Source organism: Streptomyces europaeiscabiei (assembly GCF_036346855.1).
GTDB lineage: Bacteria > Actinomycetota > Actinomycetes > Streptomycetales > Streptomycetaceae > Streptomyces > Streptomyces europaeiscabiei.
On the sequence record NZ_CP107841.1, the window covers coordinates 6,564,364 to 6,588,612 of the forward strand.

Below are 24,249 nucleotides of genomic sequence, written 5' to 3' on the forward strand. Positions count from 1 at the left end.
CCCCGCCCTCTTAGAGCGGCAGGCGGCGGAACACCGCCCTCGGTACATGCCTCAGGGCTGCCATCACCAGACGCAGCGAACCCGGGACCCAGACCGTCTCCGAGCGCCTTCGCAACCCCAGTTCGATGGCGGCGGCCACCGCCTCCGGGGTCGTCGCGAGGGGGGACTCCGGCCGGCCCGCCGTCATGCTCGTGCGGACGAAGCCGGGGCGGACGAGCATGACGTGGGCGCCGGTGCCGTGCAGGGCGTCGCCGAGGCCCTGGGTGAAGGTGTCGAGGCCGGCCTTGCTGGAGCCGTAGATGAAGTTGGAGCGGCGGGCGCGCTCGGCGGCGACGGAGGACAGGACGACGAGGGAGCCGTGGCCCTGTGCCTGGAGGGCGCGCCCGCAGACCAGGGCGGACGAGACGGCGCCCGTGTAGTTGGTCTGGGCGACGCGCGCGGCGGCCACCGGGTCGCGTTCGTCGTTCGCCTGGTCGCCGAGTACGCCGAAGGCGAGGAGGACCATGTCGATGTCGCCCTCGGCGAAGACCTTGCCGAGGATCGCCTCGTGGGACTCGGGGTCGAGCGCGTCGAAGGTGATGGTGTGGGTCTCCGCGCCGAGTCCACGCAGGTGGACGGCCGCGTTCTCCAGTTCCTGCGAGGGGCGCCCCGCCAGCCACACCGTGCGGGTGCGGCGGGCGATCAGACGGCGTGCCGTGGCCAGCGCGATGTCCGACGTACCGCCGAGGATCAGCAGGGACTGGGGGGTGCCGAAGGCGTCCTTCATGACAGCTCCTGGGTGTGGGGACAGGGGGGTTTTCGGGGGCTTCCGCCGGTCTGCGGCCGGGGTTCCGTCCGTCTTCAGCCGGTTGTCGCGGGTGTCTCTACAGCCCCAGGCGGCGGGCCAGGTCCGACACGAAGACCCCGCCCGGGTCCAACTCCCGCCTCAGTGCGCGGAACTCGGGCAGCCGGGGGTACATCGCGGCCAGTAGTTCGGGGCGCAGACGGGCGTCCTTCGCCAGGTAGACGCGCCCGGCGGCGGCCGCGACCTCCTCGTCGAGCGTGTCCAGGAAGGCGCCGAGGCCGGGCAGGCCCGCCGGGATGTCCAGGGCGAGGGTCCAGCCGGGCATCGGGAAGGACAGCCAGCCGGGGTCGCCCTCGCCGAACCGCTTCAGGACGGCGAGGAACGAGGAGCAGCGGCGCGCCGAGATCCGGTCCACGACCCGGCGAAGGGCCTCCTCGTGGCCGTACCCGACGACGAACTGGTACTGGACAAAACCGGACCGGCCGTAGATCCGGTTCCAGTGCGGGACCCCGTCGAGGGGGTGGAAGAAGGCGGAGATCCGCTGCAGTTCGCCGGTGCGGGCGTGGGGGGCCCGGCGGTACCAGAACTCGTTGAAGAGGCCCACGGTCGTACGGCCGAGGAGGCCTTCCGGGACGAAGGCGGGGGCGGCCGGGAGCCGGTGGGTGCGGAATTCCAATGGACTGGTCGGTGCGTCTCGCCGGAGTGCGCCCCTGCGCGGGAAGTGCCGTCCACGCGCGCGCGTGGAGGGCGATCTCGGCGGCTCCAGCGCTGCCAGGGGCGCGTGGTCGCCGCGGGTGAGGACCGCGCGGCCCGTCGACGCGCCCCGGGCGAGCAGGTCGATCCAGGCGACGGAGTAGCGGTAGTGGTGGTCGGTGGCCGTGAGGCGGGCGAGGAGGTCGTCGAGGTCGCGGGCGCGTTCGGTGTCGACGGACATCCAGGACGTCTCCACGGGCAGGAGCCGTACGGTCGCGGTGAGGATGACGCCGGTCAGGCCCATGCCGCCGGCGGTGGCGTCGAAGAGGGGGGTGCCGGGGACGGCCGTACGGATCTCGCCGTCCGCCGTCAGCAGTTCGAGGGACAGGACGTGTCGGGCGAACGACCCGGAGACGTGGTGGTTCTTGCCGTGGATGTCGGCCGCGACGGCGCCGCCGACGGTCACCTGGCGGGTCCCGGGGGTCACCGGAACGAACCAGCCCAGGGGGAGCAGCACCTGCATCAGCCGGTGCAGCGAGACGCCCGCGTCGCACAGGACCGTGCCGCCCTCCGCGTCGATGGCGTGCACCCGGTCGAGCCCCGTCATGTCGAGGACGGTCCCGCCCGCGTTCTGTGCCGCGTCCCCGTACGCCCGCCCCAGCCCCCGGGCGATCCCGCCGCGCGCCCCGCACGCCCGTACGACGGCCGCGGCCTCGTCGTACGTACGCGGGCGGAGCAGTCGGGCCGCGGTCGGGGCGGTGCGGCCCCAGCCGGTGACGGGAACGGCGCGGCCGGGGCTCGGGGGTTCGGGAGCCGGAGGGGCTGCGGTGGCGTCGGCTGGCATGCTCGCGACCGTATCGCCGCGTATGCGAAGGAATCGGGCGCGTCGGCCCGGCCGCTCTGCCGCCTCACCGAAATGGGTGATTAATGGGATGTCGTTCTAGATTGCCGCAGCTCTCGGGCTGCCGCCTAGAAGAGTGACATCGCATGGATGAAGTTGACGTCGTCGACGGCGTGCGCGGCCTGGACCGGCGGTTGCTCTCCGTGCTCCACGCCCGTGGCGCGGACCCGCGCGTCGCGGGCGCCGCGCGTGGACTGTCCTGGGCCGGGGAGCACGGCCTGCTGTGGCTCGCGGCCGGGCTCACGGGCGCCGCCGCCGACCGGGAGCGGCGCGGAGCATGGCTGCGCGGCACGGCGCTGACCGCCGGGGCGCACCTGGCCAGCATGGGTGTCAAAAGAGTCGTACGACGGCCCCGCCCCGCACATGTCGAACCCCTGGTCCGCACGGCCGGACGGCACTCCTTCCCCAGCTCGCACGCGAGTTCGGCGGCAGCGGCGGTGGTCGTGGTGGCCCACGGGGCCTCGGGCGCCCCGCTCGTGCTCGCCGCCGCCGCGCCGCTCGCCGCCGCGATGTGTCTCTCCCGACTGGTCGTCGGCGTGCACTACCCGTCGGACGTGGCGGCGGGTGTGGCCCTCGGGGCGCTCACGGCGCGGCTCGGCGCACGCTGGGTGGTGAACGGCCATGGCTGAGCGCACGGCGGTCCTGGAGCGGTGGCCGGCCCCCGGGCAGGCGCCCCCGAGAGCCGGTCTCGCCCTCGGCCTCCTCCGCACCGCCCGCCCCCGCCAATGGATCAAGAACACCCTGGTCGTCGCCGCGCCCGCGGCCGCGGGGGAGCTCTTCACCACCCGGGCGCTCACCCAACTCCCCCTCGTCTTCGCCCTCTTCACGGCCTGCGCCGCCGCCGTGTACCTCGTCAACGACGCCCGGGACGCCGAGGCGGACCGCGCGCACCCGGTCAAGCGCCACCGCCCGGTCGCCGCCGGACAGGTTCCCGTAGCGGTCGCGTACGGCGTCGGGGGCGCCCTGGCCGTGCTCGCGCCCTTGGCCGCCGCGTGGCTCTGCTCCCCGCACACCTCCGCGCTGCTGACCGCGTACCTCGGACTCCAACTCGCCTACTGCCTCAGCCTCAAGCACGTACTGGTCGTCGATCTGGCGGTCGTCACCACCGGGTTCCTGATGCGGGCGATGATCGGCGGGCTGGCGCTGGGTATCCCGCTGTCGCGCTGGTTCCTGATCACCACCGGGTTCGGCGCGCTGTTCATGGTCGCGGCCAAGCGGTACTCGGAGGCCGTGCAGCTGGCCGACCGGGCCGGCGCGACCCGGGCGCTGCTCGCCGAGTACACGCCCGGATACCTGCGCTTCGTCTGGCAGCTGGCCGCGGGCGTCGCCGTGCTCGGCTACTGCTTCTGGGCCCTGGAGGAAGGCGGCGTACCGACCACGGGCATCCTGCCCTGGCGCCAACTCTCCATGGTCGCCTTCGTCCTGGCCGTCCTGCGCTACGCCGTCTTCGCCGACCGGGGCACGGCGGGCGAGCCCGAGGACGTCGTCCTGCACGACCGCGCGCTCACCGTCATCGCGGTGGTGTGGCTGACGATGTACGGGCTGGCGGTGGCGGACTGGTGACGCGGCCGGCCAGGGCGCCGTCGCAGGGTGTTCGGCCGATCGGGGCAGGGTGTTCGGGCTTCCGGGCCCGAGAGGCGGCAACCGCCCTCCCGGTTCTCTCGCCGGTCTCCTGCAGTGGCCGCGGTACGGCCGCGTCGGCCGAGGGCACTCGCCGTCGCCCACATGGGCCCGCCATCAGCACCCGGCAACCGGCCCCCGGCACCCGGGCATCCGGTTGCCGGTTGCCGGGTGCCGGGTGCGAGGTGCCGGCGGAACCGGCGAACACGACAGGAAGCAGCTCCGGCGGCGTGTGGCCGGGTGGAGCAGGAGGCCGGGATGCCGCCGAGCGCGCCGTCCCGGATCGGCTGCGCGGTCATCGAGCCCACGGTGATGTCAGGCGCGGGTGGACGTGCCGCGCCGACGCGACCACGTGCGGGGGCAGATCGACGCCGAAGGAGACACGCCGGGCACGCCGGGCACGCCGGGCACGCCGTGGCCCTTCCGGGCCGCAGCCCGGGTCCGTGACCCGGCCGAGGCCGCCCGCCCGCACTTCTTCGGCGAACGCGGTCGGCATGCGCGGGGCAACGGGCAACTCCGCGGGGTTCTCGACGAGTTCCGCCCACGAGGCGGGGATTGGGCCGTACGACTCCCGGACCCCGGTGACATGGAAGGGCTCGGTCACACCGGAGAAGCCAGCCTCGGGTCGGCTTCCGGGCCGGTACGGGGGTACCCGGCATCGGTCGCCGACGAGTGGGGCAGAGTTCGGATCATGGACTGGCTGAAAAGGCTCCCCGGGGTCGGCCCCCTGGTCGAGCGTCTGATGACCACGCACGCGTGGCGGTCGTACGAACGGCTGGACCGGGTGAAGTGGACCCGGCTGGCCGCGGCGATGACCTTCATCAGCTTCCTGGCGCTGTTCCCGCTGATCACCGTGGCCGCCGCCGTCGCCGCGGCGACCCTCGGCAAGGACAGGCAGCAGGACCTGGAGGACCGGCTCGCCGAGCAGGTGCCCGGCATCTCCGACCAGCTCGACATCGCCGGCCTCGTCGACAACGCCGGCACGGTCGGGATCATCGCCGGCGCGCTGCTGCTCCTCACCGGCATCGGCTGGGTCGGCGAGATGCGCGGCTGTCTGCGCGCGGTCTGGGAGAAGCCCGACCCCGACGAGAACCCCGTCCTCGCCAAGGCCAAGGACACGGGCGTCCTGGTCGGCCTCGGCGGCGCGGTCCTCGTCTCTCTGGCCGCCTCCACCGCCGCCTCCTGGGCCGTCGGCGGGTTCGCCGATCAGCTCGGCATCGACCGCGACGGCTGGGGCGGCATCCTCCTGCGCGGCGCCGCGTTCGCCGTCGCCGTCCTGGCCGGCTTCCTGCTCCTCCTCTACGTCCTCACCCTGCTCCCCGGTGTCCAGCCACCCCGCCGCCGCCTCGTCGTGGCCGCCCTCATAGGAGCCGTGGGCTTCGAACTGCTCAAGCTCCTCCTCAGCGGCTACATGCAGGGCATCGCCTCGAAGAGCATGTACGGCGCCTTCGGCGTCCCCATCGCCCTGCTCCTCTGGATCAACTTCACCACCAAGCTCCTGCTGTACTGCGCCGCCTGGACGGCGGAGGGCAGCAAGGAGCCGCTGGGCGACGACACCTAGGGGCGCGGGAAACAGCGAGAGGAAGTGTCATCCCGCCACTACGACGGACCCGCACCCCGCACCCCGCATCCGCCATCAACCAGGCAGACGCTCCCCGCCCCGCCTACTTCCGCCCCTGCAGAGGCCACTTCCGATTCACCAGAAACACCGCACCGGCCAGCAACACCAACACGCCCCCCATGATCCCCAGCGCGACCCCGACCCCGCCGCCCCCACCGGAGGCACTCGCGGCAACCGACTTCCCGCCCGCCCCACCGGGGGCCGACGGCGACGCGGTGGCCCCCGCCTGCGCACTCGGCTCGGTATCCCCACCGGGGGTCTCCGCACTCTTCGGCGACACCAACTCCCCCACCGGCGTCACCTTGCCCGCCGCCTTGAACCCCCAGTCGAGGAGGCTCGCGGTCTCCTTGTAGACCTGGTTGTGCTCGTTCTTCTCCGGGTGCATGACGGTGACGAGGAGGGCCCGGTCGCCCCGCTGGGCGACCCCGGTGAAGGTCGCGCCCGCGTTCGTGGTGTTGCCGTTCTTCACACCCGCGATGCCCTGGTAGGAGTCGAGACCGCTGTCCCCGGTGAGCAGCCGGTTGGTGTTCTGGATCTCGAAGGACGAACGGCTCTTCTTGCCGTTCTTGCCCTTCTTGGTCTCGCCTGGGAACTTCGCCCGCACGGTGGAGCAGTACTTCCGGAAGTCCTCATTCCGCAGCCCCGACATGGCGATCAGGGTCAGGTCGTACGCGGACGACACCTGCCCCTTGGCGTCGTAGCCGTCCGGGCTGACCACGTGGGTGTCGAGGGCCTGGAGCTCCTCGGCGTGCGCGTTCATGTCCGCCACGGTCTGTTTCACCCCGCCGTTCATGGCCGACAGGACGTGCACCGCGTCGTTGCCGGAGCGAAGGAAGACACCGAGCCAGAGATCGTTGACGGTGTACGTCTCGTCCTCCTTTATGCCGACCATGCTGGAGCCCGCGCCGACGCCCGCCAGGTCGGCCGGGGCGACCTTGCGCTCGTCGTCCTTGTCGAACTTCGGCAGCAGCGTGTCCGCGAACAGCATCTTCAGCGTGCTCGCCGGGGCCAGCCGCCAGTGCGCGTTGTGCGCGGCCAGCACCTCGCCCGTATCGGCGTCCGCGACGATCCAGGAGCGCGCGCTGATGCCCTTGGGCAGGACGGGCGCGTCGCCGCCGAGGGTGGCCTGGGTACCCGACTTGCCCAACAGCTCGCCGCCGACGGTCGACATGGTCGCCGGGGGAGTCGCGGACGGAGTGACACTCGGGCTCGGTGACGGCTTCGCCGCGAAGGCCGGGGCGGCCGTCAGCGTCGACAGCGAAGTCAGCGAGAGGGACAGCAGGGTGGCTGAGGTGACCAGCAGGGAGCGCCTGGCGGTCTTCTTGGAGGCGGGCACGATCGAGAAAGTACATGGCTCCGACCGGTAAATCCCACCGGAGCGCGCCATGGCTTCCTCTCTCCTGTTCACGCCCCCGCTCGCACCCCGGCGCGAGGACCCGGCGGCCGACGGCGATACTGAACACATGAAGCTCAGCCGCCCCCTCTCCTGGTTCCTGCTCGCCTTCGGGGTGTGGAGCTGGGTCATCTGGATCACTTTCATCAAGAATCTGTGGAAGGACGGCAGCGGGCTCGCGTTCGACGACGCGGGTGATCCGACGGCGTACTTCTGGGTGCATCTGACGCTCGCCGTCGTCTCCTTTGCCCTTGGGACGGCCATCGGGGTCATCGGGTTGCGTGGAGTGCGCGCCCTTCGCCGGACCGTGTGACCGGGAGTACGACGTGATGATCGTTGTCTTTGTCCTCGTCGCCCTGCTGGTGCTGGGCGCCTTCGGGGCGCTGCACTGGTACGCGTGGCGTCGGCTGGTGCGCGACACGACACGCGGGCCGGGTCTCGCCAGACGCGTGGGCACGGTGGTGTTCATCGCCGGGCCGGTGCTGATGTTCGCCGGCTTCGCGGCCGAGCGCGGCGGTGCCCCCTTCTGGCTGCAGCAGACACTGACCTGGCCGGGCTTCATGTGGCTCGCCCTGTCGCTGTACCTGCTGCTGGCCCTTGTGGCGGGGGAGCTCGTACGGCCCCTCGTGAGCCGTCTGGTGGCGCGACGCGACCCGGAGCCCGCGCTGCAGCCGGAGCCGTTGGTGCGCGAGCCCGAACCCCAGCCGGTGCCGGCGGGGGCGCAGCCCACGGAGGCCGCCGAGCCCGGACAGCCGACACCGCCCACCGCGACGGAACCCCCGGCCCCGCCCGCCCCGGCGGCCTCGACCGAACCCTCCCGCCGACTCTTCGTCTCCCGTGTCGTCGGCGGGGCCGTCGCCGCCGCGGCCGTCGGCACCGTCGGCTACGGCACCTACGGCGTCGTACGCGGCCCCAGGCTCAAGCGGGTCACCGTGCCGCTGGCGAAACTCCCGCGCGCGGCCCACGGTTTCCGGATCGCGGTGGTCAGCGACATCCACCTCTCGCCGATGCTGGGCCGGGGCTTCGCGCAGAAGGTCGTCGACACGATCAACTCGACGCAGCCCGACCTGATCGCGGTGGTCGGTGACCTGGTCGACGGCGATGTGGCGGACCTCGGCCCGGCGGCGGCGCCGCTCGCCGGGCTGAAGGCGCGGCACGGCAGCTACTTCGTCACCGGCAACCACGAGTACATCTCCGGCGCCGAGCAGTGGGTCGAGGAAGTGCGCCGGCTGGGCCTCACCCCGCTGGAGAACGCCCGTCGCGAGCTGCCGTATCTCGATCTCGCCGGGGTGAACGACATCGCGGGTGAGGACGAGGGCCAGGGGCCCGACTTCGCCAAGGCGCTCGGCGACCGGGACACCTCGCGGGCCGTGGTGCTGATGGCGCATCAGCCCGTCCAGATCCACGACGCCGTCGACCACGGCGTCGACCTCCAGCTCTCCGGGCACACCCACGGCGGCCAGATGTGGCCGATGACGTATGTCGCCGAAGCGGCCAACCCCACCCTCGCGGGCCTGGAGCGCTACGGCGACACCCAGCTCTACGTCAGCCGGGGCGCGGGCGCGTGGGGGCCGCCGGTGCGGGTCGGGGCGCCGTCGGACATCACGGTGGTGCAATTGGCGTCGAAACAGGCTTGACGGGGCGTCAGACCCCTTTCCCAACCGTTTCTTGAGCATTCTGAAACGTATGGGCAAGGCGCTTACTGCTTTCTGTCCCAACTCAACAAAACCCGTCTTCCGTCAACACAGCCGACTGTGATTAGGTGATCCGCGCCACCGCGGAACCACTGTGCCCAGTGAACCGGGTGGGGTTCTTGGGAGGGGCTCCGATGCGGTCGGTTCGGTTGCGGATTCTCGCGTCGCTGCTGGTAGTGGCGGTCGCGGCGATCGGCGGCTGGCAGTTGCTGCCGGCCCAGCTGGACGAGAACAGGACGATCACCGTCGGAACGACCGACACGGTCACCTCGCTCGACCCGGCCGGCGCCTACGACGCAGGCTCCTGGGCCATGTTCAGCAGTGTGTTCCAGTCTCTGCTGACCTTCGAACCGGGCGGCGCCGAACCTGTGCCGGACGCCGCGCGGAGCTGTGGGTTCGTCGGTAAGGCCCTCACCGTCTACCGCTGCACCCTGCGCCAGGGCCTGAAGTTCCCCAGCGGACGCGAGGTCACCGGCAAGGACGTCAAGTACTCCTTCGACCGGGTCAAGCGCATCAGCTCGGACGTCGGCCCCACCGCGCTCCTCGACGCCCTCCAGTCGGTCACCGCGAACGGGCTGTCGGTCGACTTCCGCCTCTCCTCGCCGGACGCCACCTTCCCCTTCAAGGTGGCCACCGGCGCCGGGTCGATCGTCGACCGCACGAAGTACCCGACGAGCCGGCTGCGCACGGACGGCGGCGCCGACGGCACCGGCCCCTACTCCCTGACCTCGTTCACGAACGAGCAGGCCCGCCTCACACCCAACGGCGACTACCAGGGCGTCGCGCGGTCCACCGGCAGCCCCGTCCTCATGCGCTACTACAAGGACTCGGCGGCGCTGCAGAAGGCGTGGAAGGCGCGGCGGGTCGACGTCGTCACGCGCACGCTGCCGCCCGCGACGCTCGCCGGGCTGTCGTCCAGTGATCCCGACCAGCGGGTCACCGAGGCCGACAGCACCGAGACCCGCAACCTCGTCCTCAACATGCGGGTGAACTCACCCTTCCGCGACCGCCGGGTACGGCAGGCGCTGGCCGCGCTCATCAACCGCGAGAAGCTGGTCGCCGACGTCTACCAGGGCACCACCGACCCGCTCTACTCGCTCATCCCGGCCGGCATCACGGGCCACACCACCTCGTTCTTCGACGCGAACCCCCAGCCCGACCCGCAGCGGGCCCGCAAACTCCTCGACGAGGCCGGCGTCGGCATGCCCGTGCGTTTCACCTACGGCTACGCCGAGGGCCGCGGCTCGTCCGCCGCCGAGGCCGCCGAGCTGAAGCAGCAACTGGAGGCGAGCGGGCTGTTCTACGTGACGACCAAGGCGTACGAGTGGACCGCCTTCCAGAAGCGGTACGCCGAGGGCAAGCTGGACGCGTACGGGGTGGGCTGGGTGGCCGACTACCCCGACCCCGACACCTTCAGCGGGCCCCTGGTCGGCACCGGCGGCTCCCTGAACAACGGCTACAGCAGCGAGCAGGCCGACCGGCTCATCCAGGACAGCCAGCGCTACGCGGACCGCAGCCGGGCCGCGCCGGACTTCAAGGAGCTGCAGGAGGTCGTGGCCCAGGACGTGCCGATGATTCCGCTGTGGCAGCGCAAGGAGTACGTGCTCAGCAGTGAGGAGGTCGGCGGGGCGCAGTACCTGTCCGACGGGACCGGGGTATTTCGGCTGTGGCGGCTGGAATGGATATGACCATGGATGCGGGAAGAGATGCGGCAATGGAGAGGGCGGAGGAGAGGGCGATGGACATGACGGACGGCCTCTCGTCCAGGGGCGGGTAGCCTCCGTGCCCGTGGTCGGGCAGGCGTGAAGTCGGCGGGCGGCGTCACGACGATCGTGCCTCCCGTCATCTCGACGCGGTGTCCCGGAAGGCGTTCCACGAACCCGCTCACCCGACAGTGATCACTCCGCCGCCCGCCCCTCGCCCCCCGGCTCCGGCTGCCCCTTAGTCATCCCCGGCAGGAAGTCCGTGAAGAGCTCGTGCACCTCGCGGGCCAGCGGCCGCAGCACCCGGAACCGGGCCAGCGAGACGCCCCGGGTCGTCAGCCGGGCCCCCCGCTCGGCGAACCGGTAGCTGCGCTCGCGTCCCTCCGTCCGGTCGAAGACCCAGTACATGACGAGCCCCATCTGGGAGAGCCACATCAACTCGGGCAGGACTTCGCGGAGTTCGTCCGGGACCTTGGCCTTGGACCCGGCGAGGACCTCGCGATGGATGGCGATGGACTCCTCGCGCGGCCCCTGCGACTCGGGGGAGAAGGGGCTGAGCGGGCTCTCCGGATCGGCGGCGTTCTTGAAGAACTGCGCCGCGAACTCGTGGTACGGCTCCGCCACGTCCAGCCAGGTCTTCAGCACCCCGGCGATCCGCGCCTCCAGGTCCTTCTCCCGCTCCAGCACCGGCCGTACCGCCGCCACGTGCTCCGCGCCGATCCGGTCGTAGAACCCCTGGATGAGGTGCTCCTTGCCGGCGAAGTAGTAGTACGCGTTCCCGACGGAGACCCCGGCCTCCTGCGCGATGGCCCGCATCGTCGTCTTGTCGTACCCGCGCTCCTGGAAGAGCCGCAGCGCGGTCTCCAGGATCAGTGCGCGGGTCTGCTCGGACTTGGCGGAGCCCTTGGGGCCGGGCTGCTCCGCGCCGTCCCTGGGGCCGACGGCCCCCGCGTCGGGCTTGTCGGCGCCGGGCTCTGGGCTGGGGTTGTCGTTCAGTGCGGGCACGGGCAGAGCCTAACGAGTCGTGCAGGTACCGGTGTCGCAGCAGCCGGCAGGGCGGTACACCCACCCGTACCCGCGGTCGTATGTCCACCCCTCCAGCGCTGCGCCGCCACCCGTGGCGGCCCCGCCGCCCGTGCCGACCCCGCCGCCCGTGCCGACCCCGCCGGCCTGCCGGTGGGCGCCCCGCCACTTCGCGGCGGCGAGCACGGCACCGCGTGCGAGCCGGGCTCCCGCCGGGGTGCTGAGCCGGTGTGCGAGCGGACGCTGCTCACGCAGCGCCCACAGACACACGATCCAGGCGGCGGTCCCCCGGTACACCTGTCCGCCGTCCCCCACGATCGTGATCTCCTCCAGCGTCGTCCCGTGGTCGAGCGACGGGAACAGCCGCCGAGCCTCCTCCGACCCCGCCGCCACGAACCCCAGCGGCACCAACTGCCGCTGCCTGCCCAGCCACTCCCGAAGAAAGGTGCACAACCCGCACCGGGCGTCGTACAGCACGGTGAGCCCGCGAACCGGGACGCGCCCGCGAACCGGGACGCGCTCGGCGCCCCGGTCCCCGGTGGCCGTCTCGGCCGTGGTGGTCATGCCCGCCCCGTCGGAGTGACCCAGCCCTGCGGCGGTACCGGCGGTACCGGCTCCCGCTCCATGATCCCCCGCCGCCGGAACTTGTTCAGCACGAACACGTTCCCCAGGTGCAGTGCTCCGAGCACGAGCAGCACCACGCCGAGCTTCGCCGACACCGCCTCGAACACCGCACGCGGGCTGGTGATGGCGTTCTCCGCGTTCAGATACAGCGCCACGAAGCCCAGGTTCACAAGGTAGAACCCGACCACCAGCAGGTGGTTCACCGCGTCCGCGAGCTTCTCGTTCCCCTGCAGCACATCCGAGAGGAAGATCCGCCCGTTACTGCTCAACGTCCGCGCCACCCACACCGTCAGCCCCACGCTGACCAGCAAATAGACGACATACGCGACGACCGTGAGGTCCATGTCCCCACCCCTTCCCGGCTTACTTGAACGCGTTCAAAACGTTCTGGGAGAGACTGTAGCCCTGTTTTTGAACACGTTCAAGCTGTCATCCGGTGCGGGCCAGCTCCGGCCGCTTGGTGTAGTCCGTGAACCCGACGACGTTCCCCCAGGGATCCGCGAACTCGACGGTCCACCCGGTGGCGACCGAGAACGGTGCGTCGAGCGGCGCCACCCCCGCCGCGGCGAGTGCCCGTGCCGCGGCCCGCGCGTCGCGCACCTCCAGCCACACCCGCGCCGCCCCCCACAGGGGCGGTCGGTGCGGCAACTCGTCCTCGACGCGAAGCAGCAGCCCGGGCGTCTCCTTGCCCACCTTCAGCCCCGCGATCCCGGCCTCGTCCAGCCGGAAGGTCACGGCGAATCCGACCCGCTCGTAGAAGGAGACGGCCTCGCCGAGGTCGCCGACGGGGAGGAGGAGGTTGTCGAAGCCGAGCAGTTCGTACGACTCATTGTCTGACATGTCGTCAGATTAGAGCCTCGGCCGACGTAGTCGCGGGAGCGACAGCACGCGCATGGTGCGGTCGGGGCGTCGGGAGGGCGGTGGGCGTGGGCGTGGACGTGTACGTGGACATGGGCCTGGGCGTGAAAAGGGGGCCGACCGCGGGTTTCCGCGGTCGGCCCCCTAGCCGCGCTCCGGTCAGCCGATAGCGATCCGGGTCTTCCAGTAACTCGCGGGCGCGATGATCTCCGTACCCGAGCCCGACAGGACGGCCTTGCCGCCGGCGTAGAAGCGGACCGAGCCGTCGGAACGCACGGTCCAGATGTCGGGGATGCCGTCCTTGTTGGCATCCGGCGTTCCGATGAGCAGGGGGACGTTGGCGACGGACCAGCCGGCGGAGCCGTATTCGAGATCGGTGCCGCCGGAGGAGTCGGCGCCGGACGACAGGGAGTCCAGGTCGGTGCCGCCGCCGCTCGCCGCTTTGCCCTTACGGAGCATCAGCTGGGCGTGCTCGTCCGTGCGGTACACCATGTCCGTCACACCGTCCCCGGTGATGTCCAGGACGGTCACGATGTCGCGCTCGGTCCAGGCGGAGGCCGACAGCCGGATCGCCTGGTCGATGCTGGCGCCGTGGTAGCCGGTGAGAGCCCAGAGTTCGTCGCCCGCGGTGGCGAAGAAGTCGGTACGGCCGTCGCCGGTGGCGTCACCCGTGGAGACGATCTGCGTCAGTGAGGCAGGGCTGGGAGCCCCCTCGGGCAGCAGGATCTCCACGCGCTTGTCGATGTTGACGGCGCCGTAGCCGTCGCCGGGATACACCCACAGCCTGCCGCCGACACGCACCACCAGGTCCTGGAGGCCGTCACCGCCGTAGATGTCCCCGTTGTGGGTGATCAGTGCGCCCGTGAAGTGTCCGGAGGGCGCGCCGGCGTACGGCGGCAGGTCGTCGCCGTTCGGATCCTTGTCGGGGTTGGCCCGGTAGGCACCGGCCATCGAGTAGTCCAGGTCACCGGAGCCCTTGTCGAGGTCGTTGGTGGCCTGGGACGGGTAGAGGGACAGGTTGCCCTCCTCGGTGACGGCCATCAGGTCCGGGAGCTTGTCCCCGGTGAAGTCGCCGGGCGAGTCGGCCTGGTCGCGCGGGGAGACGTAGAAGAAGTACTTCGTCGGCTGTGACACGTTGCCCGCGCCGTCCACGGTTCGCACGTACAGCACGTTGGGCCCTGCGGTGGGCGGCTTGGCATTGGTCAGCGTGGCACCGACGGTGGTCGCGGCACCGGCCTTCCGGTCCAGATGAAAGGGGTAGCTGGGCGAGTTGAATCCGTACTCGTACCGCACGACGTCCGTGTTGAGGGCGCGCACGGTGAAGGTGCCCGCCGTGCCGAACTTCTTCGTGCTCCACTTCGAGTCGTCGGCGCCGCTGCCGAAGCCGTTCTCGTCGGTGTCGGCGTTGGGGAAGTCGGTGGAACCGACCTTGGGCAGCTTCGGCGCGGCGGTGTCGAGGACGAAGCGGCACGGCGTCTTGGCCGGGGAGAACCGGGAGAACGATCCCGCGTCGTCCCGGGCCCGCACCCGCCAGGAGTAAAGAGTGCCGTTGGTCAGCTTGCTGGTGGAGAACTCGTCGGTCGTCCTCAGTGCGGTGTCCTTGTCACCGCCCACGGTCACTTTGCCGGTCTTGCCGAGCAGATCGCCCGTCGACGCCCATTTGCCGTGCGGCCACAGGTCGAAGTCGAGGAATTCGAGATTCTTGTCCCTGTCGGACGCCTTGGCGGTGAAGGTCAGACTTCCCGATCCCATCCGGACGTACGGCTGAGTGGTGGTGCATTTGGCGTCGGGGCCGAGGTCGAGGGAGGTGGGAGCGGTGGGCTTGCGGTTGTAGACGAGTTCGAGCACGGGCGGGTTCTCCCCGTTGGCCTGGAATTTCTTCCACGCGTACTGCGAGTTCTCGTCGCGGGCGCGCATCCCGAACGTGATGGTGTCCCGGCCGTCGTCGGCCTTCTTCTGGGCGGCCGTACGCACGTTGAAGCCTTCCCAGGCGTCCCGGCAACCGGACTTGTAGCCGTGCGCGAAGCTCTTGGTGGTGATCTTGTTGCCGTCGTGCAGCCTGGGCGCGTTCCTCCAGTTGGTCCGCCCGCTGACCTTGCCGGTGAGATGCACGCTCATCGAGCGGGGGCTGCACGACCAGGAGTACGTCTCCAGCATGTACAGCTTCGCCGACACGATCTTCGTGCCCTTGAGGTCCTTGTCGAAGTCGATGTTGAAGTAGGAGCGCGAGGTGCCCCAGGTGTCCGACTCGAAGCCGACCCGGGCCTCGTGCGTACCGCCCTTGTTGAAGCCCTTGCCGTTGTAGAACGTGGCGTTGGGGTGTCGGCTGTAGGCGGTGGTCCAGTTCTGGACATGCTTCTTGACCGACGGGTCGACGAAGACCGGGTACGTGGTGGCCGGGTCGCGGAGGAAGTCCTGGTCGGGAGTGAGGAGCCAGTTCCCTCCGGACAGGTCGGTCTCGACCAGCTCGCCGCGGGAGTCGGGGGAGGGGCCGTCGAGACCGGGCAGGCTGAGGGTGGCCGCCGAGCCGGACTGCGAGGGCTCGGGCGTCGGCTCGGCTGGTGCGGAGGGAGGCGGTGAGTCCGACGGAGTGGGCGCGGGGTCGTCCGTGCCCACCGGGAGTTCCTCGGGGTCCGGGTCGATCTGCTCGTCCGTCTCGACGAGTTCTTCCTCGGTGGCGCTCTCGTCGTCGCCCGGTGTCGGGGTGGACGAGTCGTCGGTGTCGGGGCTCTCCGGGTCGGTGGGCTGCGCGGAGGCGCCGACCGAGCCGTCGGTGACCGCCGGGGCGCCGCTGCTGTCCCACATCAGCGGCGTCGGCGACAGTGCGACCTCTTCACCGTCCGCGTCCTCGGCGGCGAGGACGCCGGTGACCGGGTTCAGCCGGAACGACAGGTCCGCCGAGGTGATGCCGTAGGTGAGCTGCTTGGCGCGCGGGTCGGCCGCGGCCTGCCGGTTCTTCAGGACCAGCAACTGCGCGAAGCCGTCGTCGTCGGCCGTCAGCACCAGATCGGCACCCGGGAAGATCTCCGGGTACAGGGCGCGCGAGCCGTCGACGATCGGTGCGGGGACCGGGCCGGGCCAGGTGAGGTGGATGTCGTGGCCGTCGACGGTGAGGGTGACGAGGGTGCTGGCGTCGGCGGCGGTGACTGTCGTGAGGCCCTTGAGCAGGGAAACCCGGTGCACGGTGGATCGGGAGGCACGCTCCTCGCCGTCACGTGTCCCCTCGGAGCCGGCCGAGAACACCATCCTGGTGTTGGTGGCCTTCGGCTCCCAGCCGTTCCCCGTGCGGCGGAGGTCGTAGTCGATGTCCTTCCACTCGCCGCCCACCTTGGCCCGGACCGGGGAGGAGTAGAGCTTCTTGGCCATCCTGCCGTCGGGCCGCGCCCAGGTGGTGGACCGTGCCGTTCGCAGCGCCGTGACCTCGACGGGCTTCCCGGTCTTCGCGGCCCGCGCGAGCGCGGCGCCGTCCGTGACCGGCTTCGCCCTCCGGTCGCCGCCCGACCTGCCGTGCGGACCCGGCTCGTCCAGGCCGAGGCCGATGAAAGTGATGCCGGTGGCAGCGAGCGCCGCGGTGAGTACGACGGCGGTGGTCCGTCCGCCGGGCACGCGGCGCCCGTTGCGCTCCTTGCGCGTCATCGGGCGAATTCCCCTTCCCCCTGTGGAACCGGCGCGGGACAGGGCTCGGCCGGGCCAGCCGATGATGGCTCACGAGAGCGCTGTCGTCACCCATCGCAAAGGGGGGCGCCGAATGAGTCGAGTAACAGCGGGAACCGTAAAGAGTGTTGTGCGTGGTTGTCGGCAACTGCTCCGGTGGCGGCCCCTCTTGGGGCAAAATGCTGCAGAACGGCAGCTAACTGCCTTGATTTCATGGGTGTTTGCGGCAAGTCCTCATGAACTGCGCGGTTGATCGCAGACGAGTCACTGCTTCCGGTAAAGCACGGGTAAATGCAGAATAAACGTCACTGACCGTTACCTTGCGTTACGCGCCGTGGCGATCATCACATCCTCTGGGTCGATCTAGCGGAACTCCACAGAGCCGACACAGAATCTGCCCATCTGATACGCCATCACGCGTGGTCCATTCCCGGCCCCGCCTCGAATGGTCCGGGGGGACCTCGCCGTGTTCGGTCGCTTCTTGCCTGTCCGCTCGCGTCGGCTGCGCCGGGTGCGCGCGGCCGTCGTGCCCACGCTCGGGGCGGCGCTGCTCGTGGGTCTGCTGCCCGCGCAGTCGTTCGCGCTGCCGCCCGACCCGGCCGCGGCCGAGAAGGGCCGCGAGACCGTCAAGCTGGAAACCCTCGACGAGGACGAGATCGTCGCCGGAGCGGTCGCCGAACCCGACCTGGAGACGCTGAAGGTCGACGTCCCTCCGGACCGGCAGCAGGCCCCGACAGGCACGGTCGTCACACCGGTGGCCGGCACGGAGCCGGTCAACTTCGGCTCGGCCGCGAGCACCGGTCCCGCATCGGCGCGGACGGCCGCGACCGCGCGACAGGTCGGCATGACCCCTGCCGGAAGGCTCCCCGTCAGTCTCGGGCAGGCTCCGGACCAGGCCGCACCCACCGGCACCTGGCAGGTCCAGCTCTACGACCGTGCGGCCGCCGTGTCGCAGGGCGTCGACGGCACCGTCGTGAAGGTCCAGGCCCCCGCCACCGGCTCCGTGCCGATCGAGGTCAAGCTCGACTACGCGAAGTTCAAGAACCTCTACGGCGCCGACTGGGCCTCCCGCCTGCGCTTCGTCCAGTTCCCCGAGTGCTACCTGACCACGCCCGACGACGAGGCATGCCAGGAGTACGAGGAACTGGAGACCACGAACGACATCACCACCCAGTCGATCACCGCCACGGTCGACACGGCGGCGGACGGAACCGTGACGCCCGCCTCGGCACGGACGACCCCGCCCGGCGGACCGTCGATCGCCCAGGCGTCCTACCGCACGTCGGCCACCGGAGTCACCTCGGCCACCGGGGTCACGTCGGCCACCGGGGTCACTCCGGTCGCCGCGACCGGTGACACGGCCGTCGTCGGGGCGGTCGACTCCGGCGGCGGTGCCGGCGGCACGTTCAAGGCCACACCGCTGGCCTCCAGCGGCAAGTGGTCGGCCGGCGGTTCGTCCGGTGCGTTCACCTGGTCGTATCCGCTGACGGTCCCGGCCGCCCCCGCGGGCCCTGCCCCCAACGTCGAGTTCAGCTACAACTCCCAGACCGTGGACGGCCGTACAGCCGTCGCCTCTCCCCAGTCCTCCTGGATCGGCGAGGGCTGGGACTACGACGCCGGTCACATCGAGCGCCGTTACCGAGCCTGCCAGGACGACCGCAAGAAGATGAAGTCCGGCACCGCCAACAACACCGCCAAGAAGGACAAGACGTCCGACCTGTGCTGGGTGTCGCACAACGCCGTGATGTCCCTGGGCGGCAAGACGACGGAACTGGTGCGGGACGCCGCCTCCGGCAGCGACCCCGAGAAAGACACCGAGATCTACCGCCCCGAGAGCGACGACGGCACCCGCGTCGAGCACCGCGTCGGCGGCACCAACAGCGACAACAACGGCGAGTACTGGATCGTCACGACCACGGACGGCACGAAGTACTACTACGGGCTCAACCAGGTCGGCGGTGGTCACGCCGACACCGACTCCGTCTCCACGGTTCCCGTCTTCGGCAACCACCCCGGCGAGCCCTGCCACGCCACGGCCTTCGCCGACTCCCGCTGCGGTACCGGCAAGAAGCAGGCCTGGCGCTGGGGCCTGGACAAGGTCGTCGACGTACACGGCAACGCCCTGGTCGTCACCTGGAAGCAGGAGACGAACCACTACGCCGTGAAGAAGAAGTTCAAGTCGCCCGAGCAGTACGACCGTTACGCCTACCCGAAGACCATCGAGTACGGCATGCGCGCGGACCTGACCAAGCCGTCCGCGACCGTCGAGTTCGGCGTGGCGCAGCGCTGCCTGAAGTCGGCGACGGCCTGCGACGCGGCCAACTTCGCGAAGACCTCCGACCCGGGCGCGTACCGCCCCTGGTGGGACACCCCCGGCAACCTCAACTGCAAGTCGACGTCGAAGCTGTGCCCGGCCTTCCCGTCCTTCTGGACTCAGCTGCGCCTGGACTCGGTGACGACGAAGGCGGCCCGAGCCGGCCAGACCGGTCTGGGCAAGGTGGACACGTACGAACTCCACCAGTCCTTCCCCGAAGACTGGTACTACACCTCCCCCGGCCTCTGGCTGAACTCGATCACCCGCCGCGGCTTCGCCCCCGGCGACACCACCGGCACCCTCCAGCACAAGGACGGCGTCAGCTTCGGCGAGTACACGGTCGGCTCCTCGTCCCCTCTGAAGGGTCGCCTGAGGGACCGTCAACTCCCCAACCTGGTGTTGAGCGGGCCGAAGGACCAGCGCCCGCCCTTCACCCGCCCCCGCATCGGCACGGTCGCCACCGAACACGGCGGTGACATCGAGATCGAGTACAAGGGCGGCTGCGCGAGCGAGCCGTCGGAGGACGAGGGCAAGAACAACGGCACCTGCTACCCGGTCCGCTGGTCGCCGGACGGCGACGAGAAGAAGCCCGCGAAGGCCTGGTTCAACAAGTACGTCGTGCACTCCGTGACCGAGAACGACAAGGTCACCGCGCGGGGCAAGCTGATCTACACCCAGTACGACTACACCGAACCCGCCTGGGCGAAGACCGACGACGAGTTCACCCGCCCGTCCCTGCGCACGCACAGCGTCTGGCGCGGTTACCGCCAGGTGGCGGTCACCAAGGGCAGCAAGACCACCACCTCTCCGGGAGTGCCGCAGGCGCAGTCCTACTCCGAGACGCGCTACTTCCTGGGCGTCGGCGGCGAGGTCAAGGACTCCACGGACAAGTACACGCTGGTCGCCGACGACGAGCCGCAGTACGCGGGCATGGCGGCGGAGACCCTCACCTACCTCGACTCGGACAAGGGCCAGCCGAAGAAGCGCACCCTCACCTACCCCTGGTCGGAGCAGACCGCGTCCCGGTTCCGTGAGGCCGAGGACGGCGCGGACATGGATCCGCTGCTGGCCCACCGCAGTGGTGTGAAGCGTACGGACGAGTTCCAGAGGGTCGGCGACAGCTGGCGGGCCGTCCGGACCCTGACGACCGTCGACGACACCTATGGCATCCCGGTCCAGGTCGAGACGGCGGTGGTCGAGCCGGACGGCTCCGGCGAGAAGTTCTCCGATCAGATCTGCACCAGGACGTCGTACGTGCACAACACGTCGGCCTGGCTCATCGGCCTGCCCAAGCAGCAGCGCACCACGGGCACCACCTGCGCGGATCACGACAGTGCCGACCCCGCCACGCAGCTGATCAGCGCGGGCCGCACCACCTACGACAACCAGTCCTACGGCGATGCCCCGACGAAGGGGCTGGTCACGGCCGCCGCAGGGGTGAACGGCGCCGGGACCTCGTACTCGGTCGTCACGAGGACGACGTACGACCCGCTGGGCCGGGTCCGTACCGTCGCCAAGCCGGGCGCCGGTACGACGGAGATGCGGTACACCCCGGGCGACACCGGGGGTCCCGTCACCTCGATGGAGGCGATCAACGCCAAGGGCCACGCCGTCACCACGACCTTCGATCCGGGCCGCGGCCTGGCACTGACGGTCAAGGACGCCAACGGCCGGGTCACCCGCAGCGAGTACGACGCCCTCGGACGCTTCGTGAAGGGCTGGTCGCCGGCCCGTTCCTCGGGCTCCAAGTCACCGAACGTCGAGATCGAGTACCAGCCGGCGATCGCCACCTCGAAGGAGTCCCGTCCTGCCGCCGTCACCACCAGGTCGCTGAAGGACGACGGTACGTACAGCCGTCAGGTGACGATCTACGACGGCCTGATGCGCCAGGTCCAGACGCAGTCGCAGGCGCACGGCCCCGGCCGCGTCGTCACGGACACCACCTACAACGACCACGGCCTGGCCGACGAGCAGACCAGCGCCTACCTCGCGAAGAACGAGCCGGCCACCGAACTCTTCTCGCCCAGGTCGAAGTCGCTCGTCCCGAGCCGGATCAAGCACCTCTACGACGGTCTGGAAAGGCCGGTCAGCCAGTCGACGTTCCACGACGAGAAGAAGGTGTACACGGCCAGGTCGGAGTACGGCGACACCTTCACCTCCGTGGACCCGGCCGGCTCGACGTCGCCGCGTGTCCGGACCGTCACGGACGCGCTCGGCCGGGTCACCTCGGTCGTCCACCACAAGGACGACAGCACGAGCGCCGGACGCACGACGACCTACGGGTACGACGACCGAGGCCTGCGCACCAGTGTCATCGACCCCGCCGGCAACAAGTGGACGTACACGTACGACGCCCGGGGCCGGGTCACCTCCACGACCGACCCGGACGTCGGCAAGACGGACACGTGGTACGACGAGGCCGACCGGCCGTTCAAGGTCACGGACGCCGAGAAGCGGACGACGTACACGGAGTACGACGAGCTGGGCCGGGTCAGGTTCGTCCGTGAGGGCTCCGAGACGAGCAACCCCGTCAAGTCGTTCACGTACGACTCCCTGTCGGGCGCCCTCGGCCGGCCGGTCGCCTCCACCAGGCACACCGCGAACGGCGACTACATCAGCCGCGTCACGGGCTACGACACCGAGTACCGGCCGACGGGCACCGAGACGGTGATCCCCGCCAACACCATGACGACGGGCGTCGCGGGCACGTACCCGTACAAGTACACGTACACGCAGACCGGAAAGCCGCAGACGGTCACGCTGCCCTCGGTGGGCGGTCTGGCCCAGGAGAAGGTCGTCACCCGCTACAACGGCGACGGCCTCACCGAGTCGACCTCGGGTCTCGCCTGGTACACGTCCGACGTCACCTACTCGCCGTACGGCGAACCCCTGCGGACGGTGTCCGGCTCCCAGCCGAACCGCGTGTGGACGACCAACTTCGTCGACCCCTACACCGGACGCCTCCAGCGCACGGTCGCGGACCGCGAAACCGCCGGCCCGCACCGCATCTCGGACAGCTCCTACTCGTACGACAAGTCCGGCGTCATCACGTCGAACGCCCGTCAGCTGTCGGATGCTTCGGGCGACACCTGGGACACCCAGTGCTTCACGTACGACGTGATGGGGGAGCTGGCCAACGCCTGGACGTCGAACATCGCTCCCACGGGCAAGGGCACGGGCTGCAAGTCGGCGAACGGTACGACGTGGGGCCCGCGCACGGACCACGCGGCCTCGTCGGGCCCGGTGGCCGACGCGCCGGACACGGCGAGCGACGCGTCCAGCCCGGACGCCTCGCTCAAGTCGACCCTGGCGGCCACGGCCCCCGCCGCCGCTACGGTCTCCACGGGCGCCACCGCGTACCACCAGTCCTTCACCTTCGACTGGCTGGGCAACCGGGCCACCCTGACCGAGGCCGACCCGGCGGACGCGACCAAGAACGTCACCTTCACGTACGGCTACAACACCTCCAAGCAGCCGCACACGATGACGTCGATCGCGTCCAGCCCGGCGGGGCAGGGCAGCACGTACACGTACGACGCGGTGGGCAACACGACACTCCGTGGCCTGCCGGCCGGGGCCCAGGACCTGAAGTGGACCTCGGAGAACAAGCTCGACACGGTCACCGTCGGCAGCAAGAAGACGACGTACGTCTACGACGCCTCCGGCAACCGCCTCCTGGAGAACTCACCCTCCGGTTCGACGCTGTACCTGGGCGAGACGGAGGTGACGACGGGCAGCGCGGGCGCGATCACCCGCGCCTCCCGGTCCTACGCCCAGCCCGGCGCCCCGATGGTGACCCGCACCGCGACCAGCGGCGCGACGACGGGACACCAACTCTCGGCCCTCCTCGCGGACCACCTGGGCACGGCGAACACGGCGGTCGCCCTGGCGAGCGGCCAGGCGGTCACCCGCCGAGCCGCCAAGCCGTACGGCGAACTCCGCGGCCCGAAGCCGGCGTCGTGGCCCAACAAGCGCGGCTACATCGGCGTCGGCATCGAGGACACCACGACCGGCCTGACGCACATCGGCGCCCGCGAGTACGACCAGAACGCGGGCCGGTTCATCTCGGCGGACCCGATCATCGACATCGCGGACCCACTGCAGATGAACGGGTACGCGTACTCCAACAACGGCCCGGTCTCGAACTCCGACCCGACGGGGTTGTGCTTGAGCTGCGGTGAGGGATATCCGATTGGAGGAACGGGCTCCAAGGGAAACAAGAAGCGCTATGTGAGCGCTTCGCAGGGTGCTTCTCAGGGAGAGGACCCGGGCTCCTACATGACCAAGGACCGGACGATCATCTATCCGGGCGTGGAAGTTCCGACGGGCTGGAAGGGGAGGGAAGAGTTTGATGATCGCTTCACCGAGTACCTGGACGGTGCCCGGTTCACGAACGGTCGGCTTCCCGTCGGTCTGAGTGACACCGAAAACACGGCCGTTCAGCAAATGCTCGCACATTGGGCAATGAACGTCTGCCTGGCAATGAAAACTTGCCCTGGTGAACTGGAAACGCAGTTCAGAGATCAGTCTGTGGGGTTCTCCTCATCAGTGACCGCAGCTGGTGACACCGGTATGCGCAGGACTCTGCCCGGAAAGGGAGCGAGGGGCGCCAACTCGAGCTGCAGCAAGTGCTTCCTGGCCGGAACAGACGTCCTCATGGCCGACGGCACCACCAAGGACATCGAGGACGTCGAACTCGGCGACGAGGTTCAGGCCACCGACCCGGAGACCGGCGAGACGGGAGCACGCGAAGTCACCCGCCTCATCGTCACGGAGGACGACAAGCACTTCAACGAACTCTCCATCGCGACGAAAGACGGTGTCGAACAGCTCACAGCGACCTACGAGCACCCTTTCTGGTCACCGTCAGAGGACAAGTGGACCGAAGCCGGCGACCTTGAGCCGGGCATGACCCTGCTCACCGACGAAGGCGACACGGTCATCGTCACCGGCAACCGTCCCTACACACAGCACGCCCGGACGTACAACCTCACCGTCGACGACCTGCACACGTACTATGTGCTGGCGGGTGAGACGCCGGTACTCGTTCACAACAGCAACTGCACGAAGCCGGTCAACCTTCCAGGGTGGCGGAAAGTGGACATCGATATGGATCATGTCCTCGACCGACACACCGCTGCAGGCAAGACGTACAAGCAGAGCGGAATCAAGACGAAGTTCCCGGACTACATGTCTCAAGGGGAGATTGAGTCCACGATTCGCCAGGCGTACAGGTCGTCTTCGGTTGCAGGGCGTTCTCAGGGGGATCGAGTCTTCCTGCGAGGCTCGGCAAATGGGCTTGACGTCGAGATGTGGGTAAACAAACAAACGCGCATGATTGAGACCGCATACCCGGTTTGGAGGTGA

15 protein-coding genes are annotated in these 24,249 nt (G+C 70.0%); 7 read left to right on the forward strand and 8 right to left on the reverse strand.

Annotated features, from left to right (window positions below; all coding sequences use genetic code 11):
- Positions 1–10: 10 nt before the first annotated feature.
- Positions 11–766: a decaprenylphospho-beta-D-erythro-pentofuranosid-2-ulose 2-reductase gene (locus tag OG858_RS28790; RefSeq protein ID WP_319265940.1), complete on the reverse strand. Its 756-nt coding sequence runs from the start codon at positions 764–766 to the stop codon at positions 11–13.
- A 97-nt stretch (positions 767–863) separates the two neighbouring features.
- The gene (locus tag OG858_RS28795) at positions 864–2,321 is read right to left on the reverse strand and encodes an FAD-binding oxidoreductase (RefSeq protein WP_327744890.1); all 1,458 of its coding nucleotides are present in this window, start codon (positions 2,319–2,321) and stop codon (positions 864–866) included.
- 143 nt (positions 2,322–2,464) lie between these two features.
- Here OG858_RS28795 and OG858_RS28800 point away from each other — a divergent pair, with 143 nt between their 5' ends.
- The 3 genes from OG858_RS28800 (at position 2,465) to OG858_RS28810 (ending at position 5,559) form a co-directional block, all read left to right on the forward strand.
- A complete protein-coding gene (locus tag OG858_RS28800; protein ID WP_327744892.1) occupies positions 2,465–3,007 on the forward strand; it encodes a phosphatase PAP2 family protein in 543 nt (180 codons plus the stop codon).
- Positions 3,000–3,941 carry a decaprenyl-phosphate phosphoribosyltransferase gene (locus OG858_RS28805; RefSeq protein ID WP_328544281.1) on the forward strand — a complete coding sequence of 314 codons (942 nt, stop codon included), beginning with the start codon at positions 3,000–3,002 and terminating at the stop codon, positions 3,939–3,941. Before OG858_RS28800 ends, OG858_RS28805 begins: the two co-directional genes overlap by 8 nt.
- A 748-nt stretch (positions 3,942–4,689) precedes the next feature.
- Positions 4,690–5,559 (forward strand): YihY/virulence factor BrkB family protein, encoded by an 870-nt coding sequence (locus tag OG858_RS28810; protein WP_327726065.1) that lies wholly within the window; start codon positions 4,690–4,692, stop codon positions 5,557–5,559.
- A gap of 103 nt (positions 5,560–5,662) precedes the next feature.
- Here the strand turns inward: OG858_RS28810 and OG858_RS28815 are convergent, their stop codons facing one another.
- Positions 5,663–6,955, reverse strand: coding sequence for a D-alanyl-D-alanine carboxypeptidase family protein (locus tag OG858_RS28815; protein ID WP_327724776.1), 1,293 nt, complete (start codon positions 6,953–6,955; stop codon positions 5,663–5,665).
- A 127-nt stretch (positions 6,956–7,082) separates the two neighbouring features.
- Between OG858_RS28815 and OG858_RS28820 the strand changes: the two genes are divergently transcribed.
- The 3 genes from OG858_RS28820 (at position 7,083) to OG858_RS28830 (ending at position 10,394) form a co-directional block, all read left to right on the forward strand.
- The gene (locus OG858_RS28820) at positions 7,083–7,325 is read left to right on the forward strand and encodes an SCO4848 family membrane protein (RefSeq protein WP_046709675.1); all 243 of its coding nucleotides are present in this window, start codon (positions 7,083–7,085) and stop codon (positions 7,323–7,325) included.
- A 16-nt stretch (positions 7,326–7,341) separates the two neighbouring features.
- Positions 7,342–8,649 carry a metallophosphoesterase gene (locus OG858_RS28825; RefSeq protein ID WP_319265933.1) on the forward strand — a complete coding sequence of 436 codons (1,308 nt, stop codon included), beginning with the start codon at positions 7,342–7,344 and terminating at the stop codon, positions 8,647–8,649.
- A 191-nt stretch (positions 8,650–8,840) separates the two neighbouring features.
- Entirely contained in the window at positions 8,841–10,394 is a 1,554-nt protein-coding gene (locus OG858_RS28830; RefSeq protein WP_328544280.1) for an ABC transporter substrate-binding protein, read from the forward strand.
- A gap of 210 nt (positions 10,395–10,604) precedes the next feature.
- On the opposite strand, the gene OG858_RS28835 is transcribed toward OG858_RS28830, so the two are convergent.
- The 5 genes from OG858_RS28835 to OG858_RS28855 form a co-directional block, all read right to left on the reverse strand.
- The gene (locus OG858_RS28835; RefSeq protein ID WP_408059495.1) at positions 10,605–11,405 is read right to left on the reverse strand and encodes a TetR/AcrR family transcriptional regulator; all 801 of its coding nucleotides are present in this window, start codon (positions 11,403–11,405) and stop codon (positions 10,605–10,607) included.
- Between the two features lie 18 nt (positions 11,406–11,423).
- Positions 11,424–11,996, reverse strand: a complete 573-nt coding sequence (locus OG858_RS28840; RefSeq protein WP_328544279.1) for a thiol-disulfide oxidoreductase DCC family protein — start codon at positions 11,994–11,996, stop codon at positions 11,424–11,426.
- Positions 11,993–12,400: a hypothetical protein gene (locus OG858_RS28845; protein ID WP_086746506.1), complete on the reverse strand. Its 408-nt coding sequence runs from the start codon at positions 12,398–12,400 to the stop codon at positions 11,993–11,995. The genes OG858_RS28840 and OG858_RS28845 overlap by 4 nt, the downstream gene beginning before the upstream one ends.
- A gap of 85 nt (positions 12,401–12,485) precedes the next feature.
- On the reverse strand, positions 12,486–12,896 hold the full coding sequence (locus OG858_RS28850) for a VOC family protein (RefSeq protein WP_086746507.1): 411 nt from the start codon (positions 12,894–12,896) through the stop codon (positions 12,486–12,488).
- A gap of 177 nt (positions 12,897–13,073) precedes the next feature.
- Positions 13,074–16,550: a DNRLRE domain-containing protein gene (locus tag OG858_RS28855; RefSeq protein ID WP_328544278.1), complete on the reverse strand. Its 3,477-nt coding sequence runs from the start codon at positions 16,548–16,550 to the stop codon at positions 13,074–13,076.
- A 484-nt stretch (positions 16,551–17,034) separates the two neighbouring features.
- Here OG858_RS28855 and OG858_RS28860 point away from each other — a divergent pair, with 484 nt between their 5' ends.
- Complete coding sequence (locus OG858_RS28860; protein ID WP_328544277.1) at positions 17,035–24,249, forward strand: polymorphic toxin-type HINT domain-containing protein; 7,215 nt, start codon at positions 17,035–17,037, stop codon at positions 24,247–24,249.